Here is a 12,832-nt window from a genome sequence, read left to right on the forward strand (position 1 = left end):
CCCATGCCGGCGAACGTGGTGATCCGCACTCAGCTACACCACGCCACGGGGCACGATCGCCCCAGTGGTTGGTGTCTCCTCGCAAGACGCGAAACGTCCTGCGAAGACGGTGGGAAGACGGTGGCAAACAAGCCCGGTCTCGCCGGGGAGAGCACGAAGGAAACCGTAAAACCATTGTGCAGGGAAAGCCGGTGTGTATCCGGTTTCACCTGTGGTCCTACCCCCGTGCTTTTTGTTGCACGGGACCCATGGGTGCGAACCCGGCTTTCCCTGCGCCCTCTACTTGCAGAGCGGCGGATGTTTTGAGAAACCTCGGACACATCGTGCCGCGAGAACGCGTGTGTGTGGCTAGCAGCCCGCGCAACAAACTCGCCGTCGTCCCGGCGAAGGCCGGGACCCATAACCACAAATGTTGATTGGTGCGCGATGCCGAACGACGAGTCCCACCTACAACAGCTGCCGCGGAGTATCGGTCCCGGCCCCCGTGCGCAATTGCGCACTAGGCCGGGACGACGGCGCTGTTGCTGCGCCCTACTCGCAACAGTCGAAGAACGCGAAGCCGCGCTCCCGATCCAAATCATGTGAACACGACATTTTGTCATGCCTGTCACCGTTGCATTTTTTGCGTCGAATCATATGATGCATATAATTCAATAGAATCTCCGACCTCCAAAGGAGTCCTGTCATGGCCGATCCCGTCGTCATCCTGTCCGCCGCCCGCACTCCGCTCGGCCGCTTCATGGGCGAGCTCTCGCCGTTGTCGGCGCACAAGCTTGGGTCGCACGTGATCGGCGCGGCGCTGGACCGGGCGAAACTCGCGCCTGAAAGAATCGACGAGGTGTTCATGGGCAACGTGCTGCCGGCCGGCCAGGGCCAGGCCCCAGCCCGGCAAGCCGCGCGCGGCGCAAAACTGCCTGACGCCACCGGTGCCACCACGGTCAACAAGGTTTGCGGCTCCGGCATGAAGGCGACGATGCTCGCCCACGACATCATCAAGGCCGGCTCGGCCGAGATCGTGGTGTCCGGCGGCATGGAGAGCATGAGCAACGCGCCCTATCTGCTGCAAAAGGCGCGCGGCGGCTACCGCGCCGGCCACGATCGCATCATCGACCACATGATGATGGACGGGCTCGAGGACGCCTACGAGACCGGCCGCTCGATGGGCGATTTCGGCGAGGCGACCGCCGAGGCCTACCAGTTCACCCGCGCCGACCAGGACACTTTCGCGATGGAGACGCTGAGCCGCGCCCGCAAGGCGGTCGAGGGCGGCGCCTTCAAGGCCGAGATCGCGCCGATCACGCTTGCCGAGAAGGCCGGCCCCCGCGTCATCGCCAATGACGAGCACCCGCTGAAGGTCGATCCGGCCAAGATCCCCGGTCTGAAGCCGGCGTTCCGCGCCAACGGCACCATCACGCCGGCCGCCTCCTCCGCCAATGCCGACGGCGCCGCGGCGCTGATCCTGAGCCGGCGCTCGCTGGCGGATCGCGACGGGCTGCCGGTGCTCGCGGAGATCAAGGGCCACGCCACCCACAGCCAGGAACCGCAATGGTTCACGACAGCGCCGATCCCGGCGATCAGAAAGCTGCTCGACAAGGTCGGCTGGAGCGTCGGCGATGTCGACCTGTTCGAGATCAATGAAGCATTTGCGGTGGTCGCGATGGCCGCGCAACGCGACCTCGGGATTCCCCGCGACCGGCTCAACATCAATGGCGGCGCCTGCGCGCTCGGTCACCCGATCGGCGCCACCGGCGCCCGGCTGATCGTGACGCTGCTGCACGCGCTCGAAGCGCAGAACCTCAAGCGCGGCGTCGCCGCGCTGTGCATCGGCGGCGGCGAGGCCACCGCGATCGCGGTCGAGCGCGTCACGCACTAGCGCGACGACAGAGTCCGAAATTGAGGGAACTATGTCATTTTAGACATAGTTCCCTCATGTCATTATATCCACCAAACTCATTCTCATCGAAGTCAACTGGGGCCCCATGATCTCGAACTGGCTTGCTGCAACCCTCGCCCGCCGCAACATCCATTATGGCTGGGTGATGGTCGGCGTGACTTTCCTCGCCACGCTGATCTCGGCCGGCACCGTCGGCGCGCCCGGCGTCTTCATCGTGCCGCTGCAGAAGGAATTCGGCTGGACCACCGCGGAGATTTCCTCCGCGCTGTCGATCCGCTTCATCCTGTTCGGGCTGATGGCGCCCTTCGCCGCCGCGCTGATGAACCGCTACGGGCTGCGCAACGTGACGCTGGCCGCCCAACTGATCGTCGTCTCCGGATTGCTGGCGTCGCTGTTCATGACGCAGGTCTGGCAGCTCATGCTGCTGTGGGGCGTCGTGATCGGGATCGGCACCGGCATGACCGCGCTGGTGCTCGGCGCCACGATCGCCGCGCGCTGGTTCGTGGCGCGGCGCGGCCTCGTGGTCGGCATCCTCACCGCGAGCGTTGCGACCGGGCAGCTCGCCTTCCTGCCGTTACTGGCGACGCTCACCGAGCGCTACGGCTGGCGGGTCGCGCTGGCGCTGGTCTGCGTCATGCTCGGTGTCGCGGCGTTTGCCGTGCTGATGGTGATGCGCGACCGGCCGAGCGATGTCGGGCAGCGTCCGTTCGGCGATGAGGGCACGGCGCCGCTGTCGGCGCCGCCGCCCGCCAACGCGCCGATCATGGCGGCCGCGCTCGGCACGCTGCGCGACTCCTCGAAGTCGTCGGTGTTCTGGATCCTGTTCGCGACCTTCTTCATCTGCGGCGCCTCGACCAACGGCCTGGTCCAGGTCCACCTCATCCCGATGTGCCTCGATTTCGGCATCCCGCAGGTGCAGGCCGCAAGCCTGCTCGCGGCGATGGGCATCTTCGATTTCTTCGGCACCATCATCTCGGGCTGGCTGTCCGACCGCTACGATAATCGCTGGCTGTTGTTCTGGTATTACGGCCTGCGCGGGCTGTCGCTGGTGTTCCTGCCGTTCTCCGACTTCTCGTTCTACGGCCTGTCGTTGTTTGCGATGTTCTACGGGCTCGACTGGATCGCGACGGTACCGCCGACGGTGCGCCTCACCGCGCAGCGCTTCGGCGCCGAGCGCGCCAATCTGGTCTTCGGCTGGATCTTCGCCGGCCACCAGCTCGGCGCCGGCACCGCGGCGTTCGGCGCGGGCCTGTCGCGGACGATCTATGCGAGCTACCTGCCCGCCTTCTTCATAGCCGGCGCACTGTGCGTGATCGCATCGCTGATTGTGCTGGCGATCTCGCGGCCGAAGCCAGCGGTCCAGGCGAATCCGGTCGCGGCGTGACGAAGCGAATGGGGAATAGCGAATGGCGAATGGCGCAGCGTATTTCGCTCCTCGCCATTCGCCACTCGTCTCGTTACGGCCGCGTCGACATGTTGCGCGGCGGCCCGGCGGTGCGGATCGGTTCGGCCAGACGCGCGAACTCGCAGAGCAGCGAGCGCGTCTTGCGCGGATCGATCACCTCCTCGACCCAGAACTTCTCGGCCGAGCGGAACGGCGACCGCAGCTTGTTGAGGCGGTCCTCGATCTCGCGCAGCTTTGCCGCAGGATCTTCGGCGGCGTCGATCTCGGCGCGGTAGGCCGCCTCGATGCCGCCTTCCAGCGGCAGCGAGCCCCAATAGGCCGACGGCCAGGCGTAGCGCATCGAGAAGCGGTTGGCCGGCTGGTGCACCACGCCGGCGACGCCGAAGGCGTTGCGGATGATGATGGTGCACCAGGGCACCGTGCTCTGGTTGACCGCCGCCATCGCCCGCACGCCGTGCCGGATGGTGGCGGTCTTCTCCGCCTCGAGCCCGATCATGAAGCCGGGGCAATCCATCAGGTAGACCACCGGCAGATGGAAGGTCTCGGCGAAGTCGACCCAGCGGATCACCTTCTGGCAGGCGTCCGCGGTCCACGAACCACCGTAGTGGAAGGGATCGCTGGCGAGCAGCAGCACGGCCCTGCCCTCGATCCGCGCCAGGCCCGTGATGACGGGACGGCCGAAATTCGCGGCGACCTCGAAGAACGAGCCCTTGTCGACGACGGCCTCGATGATCGGGCGCATCTTGTAGACCTGCCGGCGATTGCGCGGCACCGCCTTCAAGAGCGACTCCTCGGCGCGTTCAGGATCGTCAGTGCAGGGAATGGTCGGCGGCAGGTCGTAGACCGACGACGGCAGATAGGACAGGAAGCGCCTGGCGTATTCGAACGCCTCCTCTTCCGTCTCGACGGCCTGGTCGATCCCGCCGGCGCGGGTCTGGATATCAGCGCCGCCGAGCTCCTGTTTGGTCAGATCCTGGCCCAGCCGCTTCACCACCGGCGGCCCGGCGACGAACATCGCCGAGTTCTTCGTCATGACAGAATAATGCGTCGCGGCCAGTCGCGCAGCGCCAAGGCCCGCCACCGAGCCGAGGCCGAGGCCGACGACCGGCACGCGCGCCAGATTGGCGAGCGTGAACCAGTAGGCGCGCGTGCCGCCGACGCCGCCGGGCAGATTGGCCGCCCCCCTGGTCTCGATGGTCTTCACCGAGCCGCCGCCGCCGGAGCCTTCGATCACGCGGATGATCGGCAGGCGGAAATCGTGCGCCATCTCCTCTGCCATCAGCGGCTTGGCGGAGATCGACGCGTCGGCCGAGCCGCCGCGCACGGTGAAGTCGTCGCCGACCACGACCACGGTGCGGCCGTCGACCCTGGCGCGGCCGAACACGCAGTTCGCCGGCGTCAGGTGCTTGAGCTCGTTATTCTCGTCATATTCGGCGATGCCGGAGATGGCACCGACCTCGTGGAAGCTTGTCGGGTCAACGAGCTTGTCGATGCGCTCGCGGACGGTCAGCCGGCCCTGGTCGCGTTGTCGCTTGACCTTGTCAACGCCTCCCATCTCCCGCGCGAACGCTTCGCGCCGGGCGAGGTCGTCGAGTTCCGGCTTCCAGGTCATTCATTGCCTCCGTCCTGATGATTTTGTTGTTGTTATGAGCGGTCACCGGAAGCGATTTGCGATCGAGCCGGTTGGTGAAAATATCGCCATCGGCGCCTTCGAGCAGGCTGCCCAGCGCGGCGCCGAGCTCGACCATCTGCGGCGCGACTTCCCGATGCAGCCGCTTCTCGTCATACATCGCAGACAAGAGGCCGATCGTGGTGACGACATAGGTCTGGTACTGCGGCGACCACAGCGGCACCGCGACGCCGTTGATGTGCGGGCTCCACAGGCCGCAGGCGACGACATAGCCGTGCTCGCGCAGATGCTGCCGGTTGGCCTCGATGCGCGGCGTCAACAGCTTCGCGCCGTCGGGCATCTCGCGCTCCATCTCCGCGATCAGCGCGTCACCGACGGCGGGATCGAGCGCAGCGGTATAGGCGTGGCCGGCGGCCGTGGTCGCCATCGAGATCCGGCTGCCGGTGGTCTCGTGCAGGCCGAGCGCATTCGCCGCGCGCGCGAATTCGAGATAGACCATCTGAAAGCGGTCGGGGATCACGAAGCCGACCGTGCCCGGCAACAGGTCGGCGACTTCCTGCAGCCGCATCCGGATCAGGTTGCGAAGCTGCAGCCCCTTCATCATCGTGGTGCTCATCGCCACCGCGCTCGGGCCGATGCGATATTTCTGATCGCGCGGCAGATAGACGAGCTGTCCCATCCGCGTCAGCGTGTGCGTCAGTCGCGACACCGTCGAGCGCGGCAATCCGCAGCGGTTCGAGATCTCAAGATTGCCGAGCCGCGCCTCGTGCCCTTCAAAGCACCGCAACACGTCAAACGCGCGCGACACCACCTGGATGACATCGCCATCGCCAGTCTCACTGGCGAGCATTCCCTGCCTGCTAAGCCGTTCCGAGCGCCGTCCCATATCTTTTGGCTCCATTCCGCCATACGGAATAAAATTCCGCTTGCAGAACAAGCTACCTCAGGCAATCTGTCGCCACAACAAAAAGCCGTTCGCCGGATGAAATTTCCGCAAGACGGTATCGGAGAGTGGAATGCCAGAGATCAAGGTCGTGACCGAAGTTGCCGGGCGCGTGTGCGCGCTTCCTGTTCAAGCCGGCAGCAGCATCGGCGATGGCGACGACATCGCGTTCGTCGAAGCCATGAAGATGGAAATCCCCGTCACATCGACGACAGCAGGCAAAATCAAGTCGATTCTGGTCAAAATCGACGACGTCATCGCCGAAGGCCAGGCGATCGCGATCGTCGAGACCTGACGCGCCTGCTCAATCTTTCACCCGCGACAATCTGTCTGGTGACGCAACGGCTCATATCGCCGGCATGCGCCGGAGGTAGCGTTGCCATCGCAATTTCGCGATGCGATCATCCCGGACACGAAAAGTTTCGCACAGCGAAACAAAGGGAGGAAATATGATTCATCGGCTGATGGCGCTTGCGCCCGCCGCGCTTGCCGGCCTTTCCGCACTCGCAGCCCTGCCCGCCTCGGCCGAGGACATCAAGCTGCCGCCGACCATGGCGGTGACCGCCTACGATACCGGCACCGCCGGCTTCAACATCGCGGTCGGCGTCGGCAAGATGATGAAGGACAAATACGGCACCGACGTCCGTGTGCTGCCGGCCGGCAACGACGTCGCGCGCCTGGCGCCGCTGCGCGCCAAGCGCGCGATCTCGTCCGCGATGGGATCGGGCACCTATTTCGCGCAGGAAGGCGTGTTTGAATTCGGCGCCAAGGAATGGGGTCCGCAGCCGCTGCAACTCTTGCTGTCGTCGGTCGACTGCAATTCCGCCGCGCTCGGCGTCGCGGCCGATGCCGGCGTCAAGGAGATCAAGGATCTCAAGGGCAAGCGCGTCGGCTTCGTGGTCGGCTCGCCCGCGCTCAACCAGAACTCGCTCGCGATGCTCGCCTTCGGCGGCCTGACGCAGAACGACGTCAAGGTCGTCGAGTTCGCAAGCTACGGCGCGATGTGGAAAGGCCTGATCAACAACGACACCGACGCCGCCTTCGGCACCACCATCACCGGCCCCGCCAAGGAGGCCGAAACCTCGCCGCGCGGCCTGATCTGGCCGCCGCTGCCCGCCAACGACAAGGACGGCTGGGCGCGGGTGCAAAAGGTCGGCTCGTTCTTCTTCCCGCAGACCGCGACCTGCGGCGCCGGCATCTCGCCGGAGAAACCGGTCGAACTCGGCAACTACCCCTATCCGATCTTCGTCGCCTACGCCGCGCAGCCGGCCGACCAGATCTATGCGATCACGAAGGCGATGATCGCGAACTACGATGCCTACAAGGACGCAGCCCCTGGTGCCGCCGGCCTTGGCGCCGACCGGCAGACCAAGAACTGGGTGGTGCCGGTGCATCCGGGCGCGGTGAAGGCGCTGAAGGAAGCCGGGCAATGGACGGCCGAGCAGGATGCCCACAACAACGCGCTCTTCAAGCGCCAGGAGGTGCTGATCGCGGCCTGGGCGGACTATGGCAAGTCCAATCCGCCGTCCGATGACAAGGCCTTCCTCGACGGCTGGATGAAGGCGCGCGGCGCGGCGCTGGCGAAAGCCAACATGCCGAACGGTTTTGAGTGACGGCCGCCGGGCCACCGCGAAAACGAACAGCATTGGGGGATGCGTGATGTCCGATAGCGCGACGGCCCTGCCGGCGAAGAAGGTCGAGTTCGACGATCCGCATCTCTCCGCCGCGGCGGACTTGCAGGAGTCCGAAGTCACCCGCGTGCGCACGTTGCGGGGCGCGTGGCGTTGGGCCTTGATCGTTGTCACGGCCGCCACCATCCTGCTGTGCGTCAACCAGCAATTCTCGCTGCGCTTCTTCATCGACTACACGCAGCTGAATACAGAGTATTTCTACCTGCTGATCGCATTGATGTTGCCTTTCACGTTCCTGATCTTCCCGGGAACGGAGACCGCCCCGCTCGACCGCATTCCCTGGTACGACCTCGTCCTGTTCGCAGCGACCTTCGGCTCGGCGATCTGGCTGATGCTCAACATCCGCAAGGCCGCGCAGTTCGGCTGGGAGTTCGATGGCGCACCGACCAATGTCGTCGCCGCCGGGCTTGTCATGTGGTTCGTATTGATGGAGGCGTTGCGCCGCACCGGCGGCTGGAGCCTGCTGCTCAGCGTATTGCCGTTCACCCTCTATCCGCTGTTTGCTGATGCCAAATGGCTCGGCCCCTTCCGCGGCACGCAGTCGACGCTGCAGCAGACCACCGCCTATCACATGCTCTCGGGCGAAAGCCTGCTGGGAATCCCGATCCAGGCCTTTGCCGACACGGTGATCGGCTTCCTGGTGTTCGGCACCGCGCTGATGATGACCGGCGCCGGAAAGTTCTTCATTAACATCGCCTTCGCGATGTGCGGCACCTTCCGCGGCGGTGCCGCCAAGGTCTGCGTCTTCGCCTCCGGCCTGCTCGGCACCGTCGGCGGCAGCATCGTCTCCAACGTGCTCACCGCCGGCACCATGACCATTCCCGCGATGAAAAAGACGGGATTCACGCCGTCCTATTCCGGCGCGATCGAGGCCTGCGCCTCGACCGGAGCCGTGCTCGCGCCGCCGGTGCTCGGCGCGACCGCCTTCGTGATGGCGCAGTTCATGAACACGAGCTATGCCGATGTCGCGCTCGCCGCGACCATTCCGTCGGTGCTCTACTATGTCGGCCTGTTCGCCCAGGTCGACGCCTACGCCGCGCGCCACAAGCTGCGGGGCATTCCGCGCGCCGAGCTGCCGCGGCTCTGGGACGCGTTCAAGGACGGCTGGTATTACCTGTTCGTCATCGTCGTGCTGGTGGTGATGCTGCTCTACTTCAAGCGCGAGAGCCACGCCCCGTTCTATGCCTCCGTGCTGCTCGTGATCCTGCACCAATGGTCGGGACCGGCGCCGTGGCGGCTCGGTAATTCGCTGGTCCTGGCCGTTTCAATCGCAGTGACGGCGCTCATGTTCTGGTTCGGCGTGCTCAACGCCATCCTCTGGGGCATGTGCCTGCTCGCGGCGCTCAACGAGTTCTTTCCGGGCAAGAATTGGAGCGGCGCCCGCTGGCTGCAATTCCTGGAGCTGAACGGCAAGACCTTCGTCGAGCTGATTGCGATCCTCGCCGGCTGCGGCCTCCTGATCGGGGCATTCTCGCTGACCGGCGTGATCTCGAGCCTCGCCAACGATCTGCTCAGCATCGCCGGCGGCGACGCCTTCCTGCTCCTGATCATGTGCGCCGTCACCAGCCTGATCCTCGGGCTCGGGCTGACGACGACGTCCTGCTACATTTTCCTCGCCATTCTGGTGGCGCCGGCGCTGGAGAAGCTCGGGCTGAACAAGATGGCCGTGCACATGTTCATCTTCTACTGGGGCATGCTGTCCTCGATCACGCCTCCGGTCGCGATCGCCTCCTTTGCCGCGGCCGGCATCGCCGGTGCGCCGGCGATGAAAACGGGATGGGAGAGCATGTGGGTTGGCAGCATCATCTATTTCATTCCGTTCTTCTTTGTGCTGAACCCCGCGCTCCTGCTCCAGGGCAGCAATCCCTATCTCGATGCGCTCGGCCTCACCGGGCTTGCATGCCTTGGCATTGTCTTCATCTGCGGCGGCATCCAAGGCTATCAGGCTTTCGTCGGCGATCTCCGCGGCGCCGGGCCGCTGGAATGGCCGCTGCGGGTGTTGCTCGTGATCGGCGGCTTCGTGGTGGCGACGCCCGGCGGCGGCATCAACCCGCTGTCGCAGATGCAGGTGACGCTGCTCGGCCTTGCGATCCTCGCACCGACACTCCTGATCGCGCGGCTCATGGTGCGCCGCCAGTCCCTGGTTCCGAACCAGTTGCGCGCGCCTTGATTGCGTTGCACAACAGAAGGCGATGAAACAGTCGCCTCCTCCCGTCACCGCCAGCACCATCAACTGGACCGGTTCGCAGCCGCCATTGCTGCGATTCCTGCACCAATGCCACGCAGAGTTCTTGCCCGAGACCGGCGGCGCCGTCGCCGATTACATCCCCGAGCTCGGCAAGGCCGACCCTGCCCATTTTGGCATCAGCCTGGCCACGCTCGATGGGCATGTCTACGAGGTCGGCGACACCAAGGTGCCGTTCACCATCCAGTCGATGTCGAAGCCGTTCGTGTTTGCGCTGGCGCTCGACACGCTGGGTGCCGAACGGGTCGAGAGCGTGATCGGCGTCGAACCGTCAGGCGATCCCTTCAACTCGATCCGGCTGAATGCGGAAAACCACCCGTTCAACCCGATGGTCAACGCCGGCGCGATCGCCTGCTCCGGCCTGATCCACGCCGCCAAGGACGATGGCGCGTTCGAGTACATCCGCCAGGCGCTGAGCCGCTTCGCTGGCCGCGAGCTCGGCGCCGACGAGGCGGTCTATGCCTCCGAGAGCGCGACTGGGGACCGCAACCGCGCCATCGGCTATCTGCTGCGCACCAACAGCGTCATCACCGACAATGTGCCGGCGGTGCTGGACGTCTATTTCCGGCAATGCGCCATCCTTGTCACCGCGCGTGACACTGCGGTCATGGCGGCCACCCTTGCCAACCGCGGCATCAACCCGGTGTCCGGCGAGCAGGTGGTGACGCCGTATGCGATCGCGCGCACGCTGTCGGTGATGACGTCGTCGGGCATGTACGACTATGCCGGCGAATGGATCTACCGCGTCGGCATCCCCGCCAAGAGCGGCGTCGGCGGCGGCATTTTGGCGGCGCTCCCGGCGCGGCTCGGGCTTGGCAGCTATTCGCCGAAGCTCGACAAGCACGGCAACAGCGTGCGCGGCATCGAGGTCTGCGAGGCGCTGTCGGCGCACTACGACCTGCACATGCTGAACCGCAGCGACGACGCGCGCCACAGCATCATCGCCGATTACAATATCGGCAAGAACCCGTCACGGCGCGTGCGGCGGCCGCAGGAGCAGGAGATCCTGGCGAAGCATTTCCAGGAGGTCCGCGTGATCGAGCTGGTCGGCACGCTGTCGCTTTCCAATGTCGACTACGTCTCGCGGCGCCTCGCCGGCGGGCCGCGCCCGCAATTCGTGATCTTCGACCTGCGCCGCGTCACGGCCACGACCCGCGCCGGCGCCCGCCTCGTCGCCGAAGCGTTCAAGGAACTCGCCGAGCTCGGCGTCACCGTGGTGCTGTCCGGCATCAAGCGGACCTCGCGGGAATGGACTGGTATCAGCGAGTGGACCAGCCGGCTCGGCAATATCAGAGATTTCTACCTGCTCGACACCGCGATCGAATGGGCCGAGGACCAGATCGTCTACCGCTACGGCGGTTCGATCGATTTCCTCGAAACCACCGAGCTCTCTGAGCAGCCGCTGCTCGCCGGATTAAGCGCGGAGGAACTGACCGACCTCGCCTCGCTCTGCACCGTCAGGACCTATCGGCCGAACGAGAAGATCGTCGCCACCGGCGACGAGGCGACCTCGCTGTTCTTCCTGCGCAGCGGTGTCGTCCACGTCACCCTGCCCGACGGCATCCGCCTCGCGACGCTGACCGCCGGCACGGCGTTCGGCGAGATGGCGCTGCTCGAGCCGCGGCGGTCGGCCGACGTGCTGGCGGACATGTCGGCGACTGCCTACGAGGTGGCGATCCCTGACTTCGAGCGCTTCCGCAAGCAGCACCCGCGCGCCGGCGAGTGCATCATGCGCAACCTGGCGCAGATCCTGGCCGACCGCCTGATCGTGGCGAATGCCAAGGTGGATTTGCTGACGTCGGGCTAGATTTTTCCTCTCCCTCTCCCCGTTCTTACAGGGCCGCCGCAAACTCGTCATGCCCGGGCTTGTCCCGGGTATCCACGTCTTCGTTTCCGCGTGAAGAAAAGACGTGGATAGCCGGGTCACGCCCGGCCATGACGATGCGGAAATGCCAGCGCCAATGGACCCGCACGCGCGACTACCCGAGGGAACGGAGGGCAGCCAGCTTGCCCGAAACCTAGCTCACCACCTCGGTCACCGGCTGCATGTCGATCTCGAACGTCTCGAGGAATTTCGAGGTCATGATGTAGAAGCCGACCGAGAGCTGCAGCTCGATCAGCGCCGCCGGCGAGAGCTTCGCGGCGATCGCCTTGAAGGTCGCATCTGTCGGCTTCTTCAGCTTGACGATCTCGTCGGTGAAGGCGAGCGCCGCGCGCTGCACCTCGTTGAAGCAGGCTGCGGCCTGCCAGTTCTCCAGCGCCTCGTTCTGCTCGTCGGTGACGCCGACATTCTTGCCGATCCGCTTGTGCGCGACGATCTCGTACGGCGCTTCGCAGAGGATGCCGGTGCGCGTGATCGCTAGTTCGCGCACGACGGGATCGAGTTCGCCCTTGTGGCGGATCGCACCGCCGAGCCGGCAGTACTGCTCGAAGTAGCTCGGCGAATGCGCCATCATGCGAAAGATGTTGGCGTTGCGGTTCTTGTCGAGAATTTCGCGGGTGCGCGGGCTCGCGCTTGCGGGATCGGAGTAGTTGATGCGGGCCATTTCCTAACCTTGCTTGTGCTGTTCATTCGCGTTGGGTTCCAAAACACTATCCGGCACCCGTCTCGGGAGCAACACGTCCGAGCCAAAATGCCGCCGCATTGATGATCGACCTTCAAGACGTCGATATTCGCTGAGTGGGGACTCAATCAAAGCGAATACTCGTCGCGGGGTGTTCCGAGTAAAAATCTGGCCGTCTTGTGCGCGGTTCGCGCAACGATGAGTCACGCCCGAAGTCTAGGGAGAACGCATGAAGGAAGCCACCAAGAGGGCGGCCTCGGAAGCGCTTGCGCAAATGCTGGCGGTGACGGCCATGCTCGTCATCGCCAGCGTCATCTTCTACTGGCGCTAGTCAGAGTTCCAGGGAGGAAAGCGCCGAGGGCAATCCAGTTTTGTATCGCGTCCTGGATTGCTTCCCTGCCCTCTAGCAGTCTGCTGAAAAGCCCAGAAATTGAAGCATTGCTGTGTGTTTGGGCAGGTG

Annotated in this window: 9 protein-coding genes; 6 read left to right on the forward strand and 3 right to left on the reverse strand. The window is 65.0% G+C overall.

The features are described from left to right. Positions 1 to 685: 685 nt before the first annotated feature. Together ACFFWD_RS11310 and ACFFWD_RS11315 are read left to right on the forward strand one after the other, a co-directional pair. Positions 686 to 1,873, forward strand: coding sequence for an acetyl-CoA C-acyltransferase (locus ACFFWD_RS11310; RefSeq protein ID WP_376964950.1), 1,188 nt, complete (start codon positions 686 to 688; stop codon positions 1,871 to 1,873). 106 nt (positions 1,874 to 1,979) lie between these two features. Next, positions 1,980 to 3,278: an MFS transporter gene (locus tag ACFFWD_RS11315; RefSeq protein WP_376964952.1), complete on the forward strand. Its 1,299-nt coding sequence runs from the start codon at positions 1,980 to 1,982 to the stop codon at positions 3,276 to 3,278. A 73-nt stretch (positions 3,279 to 3,351) separates the two neighbouring features. Here ACFFWD_RS11315 and ACFFWD_RS11320 read toward each other — a convergent pair whose 3' ends face one another. Further along, complete coding sequence (locus ACFFWD_RS11320; RefSeq protein WP_376964954.1) at positions 3,352 to 4,911, reverse strand: acyl-CoA carboxylase subunit beta; 1,560 nt, start codon at positions 4,909 to 4,911, stop codon at positions 3,352 to 3,354. Next, positions 4,841 to 5,815: an IclR family transcriptional regulator gene (locus ACFFWD_RS11325; protein ID WP_376964956.1), complete on the reverse strand. Its 975-nt coding sequence runs from the start codon at positions 5,813 to 5,815 to the stop codon at positions 4,841 to 4,843. The genes ACFFWD_RS11320 and ACFFWD_RS11325 overlap by 71 nt, the downstream gene beginning before the upstream one ends. A 130-nt stretch (positions 5,816 to 5,945) precedes the next feature. On the opposite strand from ACFFWD_RS11325, the gene ACFFWD_RS11330 reads away from it, so the two are divergent. The 4 genes from ACFFWD_RS11330 to glsA all read left to right on the forward strand — a co-directional run bounded on the left by ACFFWD_RS11330 (position 5,946) and on the right by glsA (position 11,615). Further along, positions 5,946 to 6,167, forward strand: coding sequence for an acyl-CoA carboxylase biotin carboxyl carrier protein subunit (locus tag ACFFWD_RS11330; protein ID WP_376964958.1), 222 nt, complete (start codon positions 5,946 to 5,948; stop codon positions 6,165 to 6,167). A 154-nt stretch (positions 6,168 to 6,321) separates the two neighbouring features. Beyond that, positions 6,322 to 7,485, forward strand: coding sequence for a TAXI family TRAP transporter solute-binding subunit (locus ACFFWD_RS11335; protein WP_376964960.1), 1,164 nt, complete (start codon positions 6,322 to 6,324; stop codon positions 7,483 to 7,485). Between the two features lie 46 nt (positions 7,486 to 7,531). Further along, positions 7,532 to 9,733, forward strand: coding sequence for a TRAP transporter permease (locus ACFFWD_RS11340; protein WP_376964962.1), 2,202 nt, complete (start codon positions 7,532 to 7,534; stop codon positions 9,731 to 9,733). A gap of 22 nt (positions 9,734 to 9,755) precedes the next feature. After that, the gene (gene glsA / locus ACFFWD_RS11345; protein WP_376964964.1) at positions 9,756 to 11,615 is read left to right on the forward strand and encodes a glutaminase A; all 1,860 of its coding nucleotides are present in this window, start codon (positions 9,756 to 9,758) and stop codon (positions 11,613 to 11,615) included. Between the two features lie 211 nt (positions 11,616 to 11,826). Here glsA and ACFFWD_RS11350 read toward each other — a convergent pair whose 3' ends face one another. Then, positions 11,827 to 12,354: a carboxymuconolactone decarboxylase family protein gene (locus tag ACFFWD_RS11350; protein WP_376964966.1), complete on the reverse strand. Its 528-nt coding sequence runs from the start codon at positions 12,352 to 12,354 to the stop codon at positions 11,827 to 11,829. Positions 12,355 to 12,832 lie beyond the last annotated feature (478 nt).

It is taken from the genome of Bradyrhizobium erythrophlei (genome assembly GCF_042430365.1).
Classification (GTDB): domain Bacteria; phylum Pseudomonadota; class Alphaproteobacteria; order Rhizobiales; family Xanthobacteraceae; genus Bradyrhizobium; species Bradyrhizobium erythrophlei.

What these genes read in the sequence shown, in the direction of transcription:
- ACFFWD_RS11335 (WP_376964960.1), top strand. Translation starts at nt 6,322, where the DNA reads ATGATTCATCGGCTGATGGCGCTTGCGCCCGCCGCGCTTGCCGGCCTT.
- ACFFWD_RS11320 (WP_376964954.1), bottom strand. Translation starts at nt 4,911, where the DNA reads ATGACCTGGAAGCCGGAACTCGACGACCTCGCCCGGCGCGAAGCGTTC.
- ACFFWD_RS11350 (WP_376964966.1), bottom strand. Translation starts at nt 12,354, where the DNA reads ATGGCCCGCATCAACTACTCCGATCCCGCAAGCGCGAGCCCGCGCACC.
- ACFFWD_RS11325 (WP_376964956.1), bottom strand. Translation starts at nt 5,815, where the DNA reads ATGGGACGGCGCTCGGAACGGCTTAGCAGGCAGGGAATGCTCGCCAGT.
- ACFFWD_RS11315 (WP_376964952.1), top strand. Translation starts at nt 1,980, where the DNA reads ATGATCTCGAACTGGCTTGCTGCAACCCTCGCCCGCCGCAACATCCAT.
- ACFFWD_RS11330 (WP_376964958.1), top strand. Translation starts at nt 5,946, where the DNA reads ATGCCAGAGATCAAGGTCGTGACCGAAGTTGCCGGGCGCGTGTGCGCG.
- ACFFWD_RS11340 (WP_376964962.1), top strand. Translation starts at nt 7,532, where the DNA reads ATGTCCGATAGCGCGACGGCCCTGCCGGCGAAGAAGGTCGAGTTCGAC.
- ACFFWD_RS11310 (WP_376964950.1), top strand. Translation starts at nt 686, where the DNA reads ATGGCCGATCCCGTCGTCATCCTGTCCGCCGCCCGCACTCCGCTCGGC.
- glsA (WP_376964964.1), top strand. Translation starts at nt 9,756, where the DNA reads ATGAAACAGTCGCCTCCTCCCGTCACCGCCAGCACCATCAACTGGACC.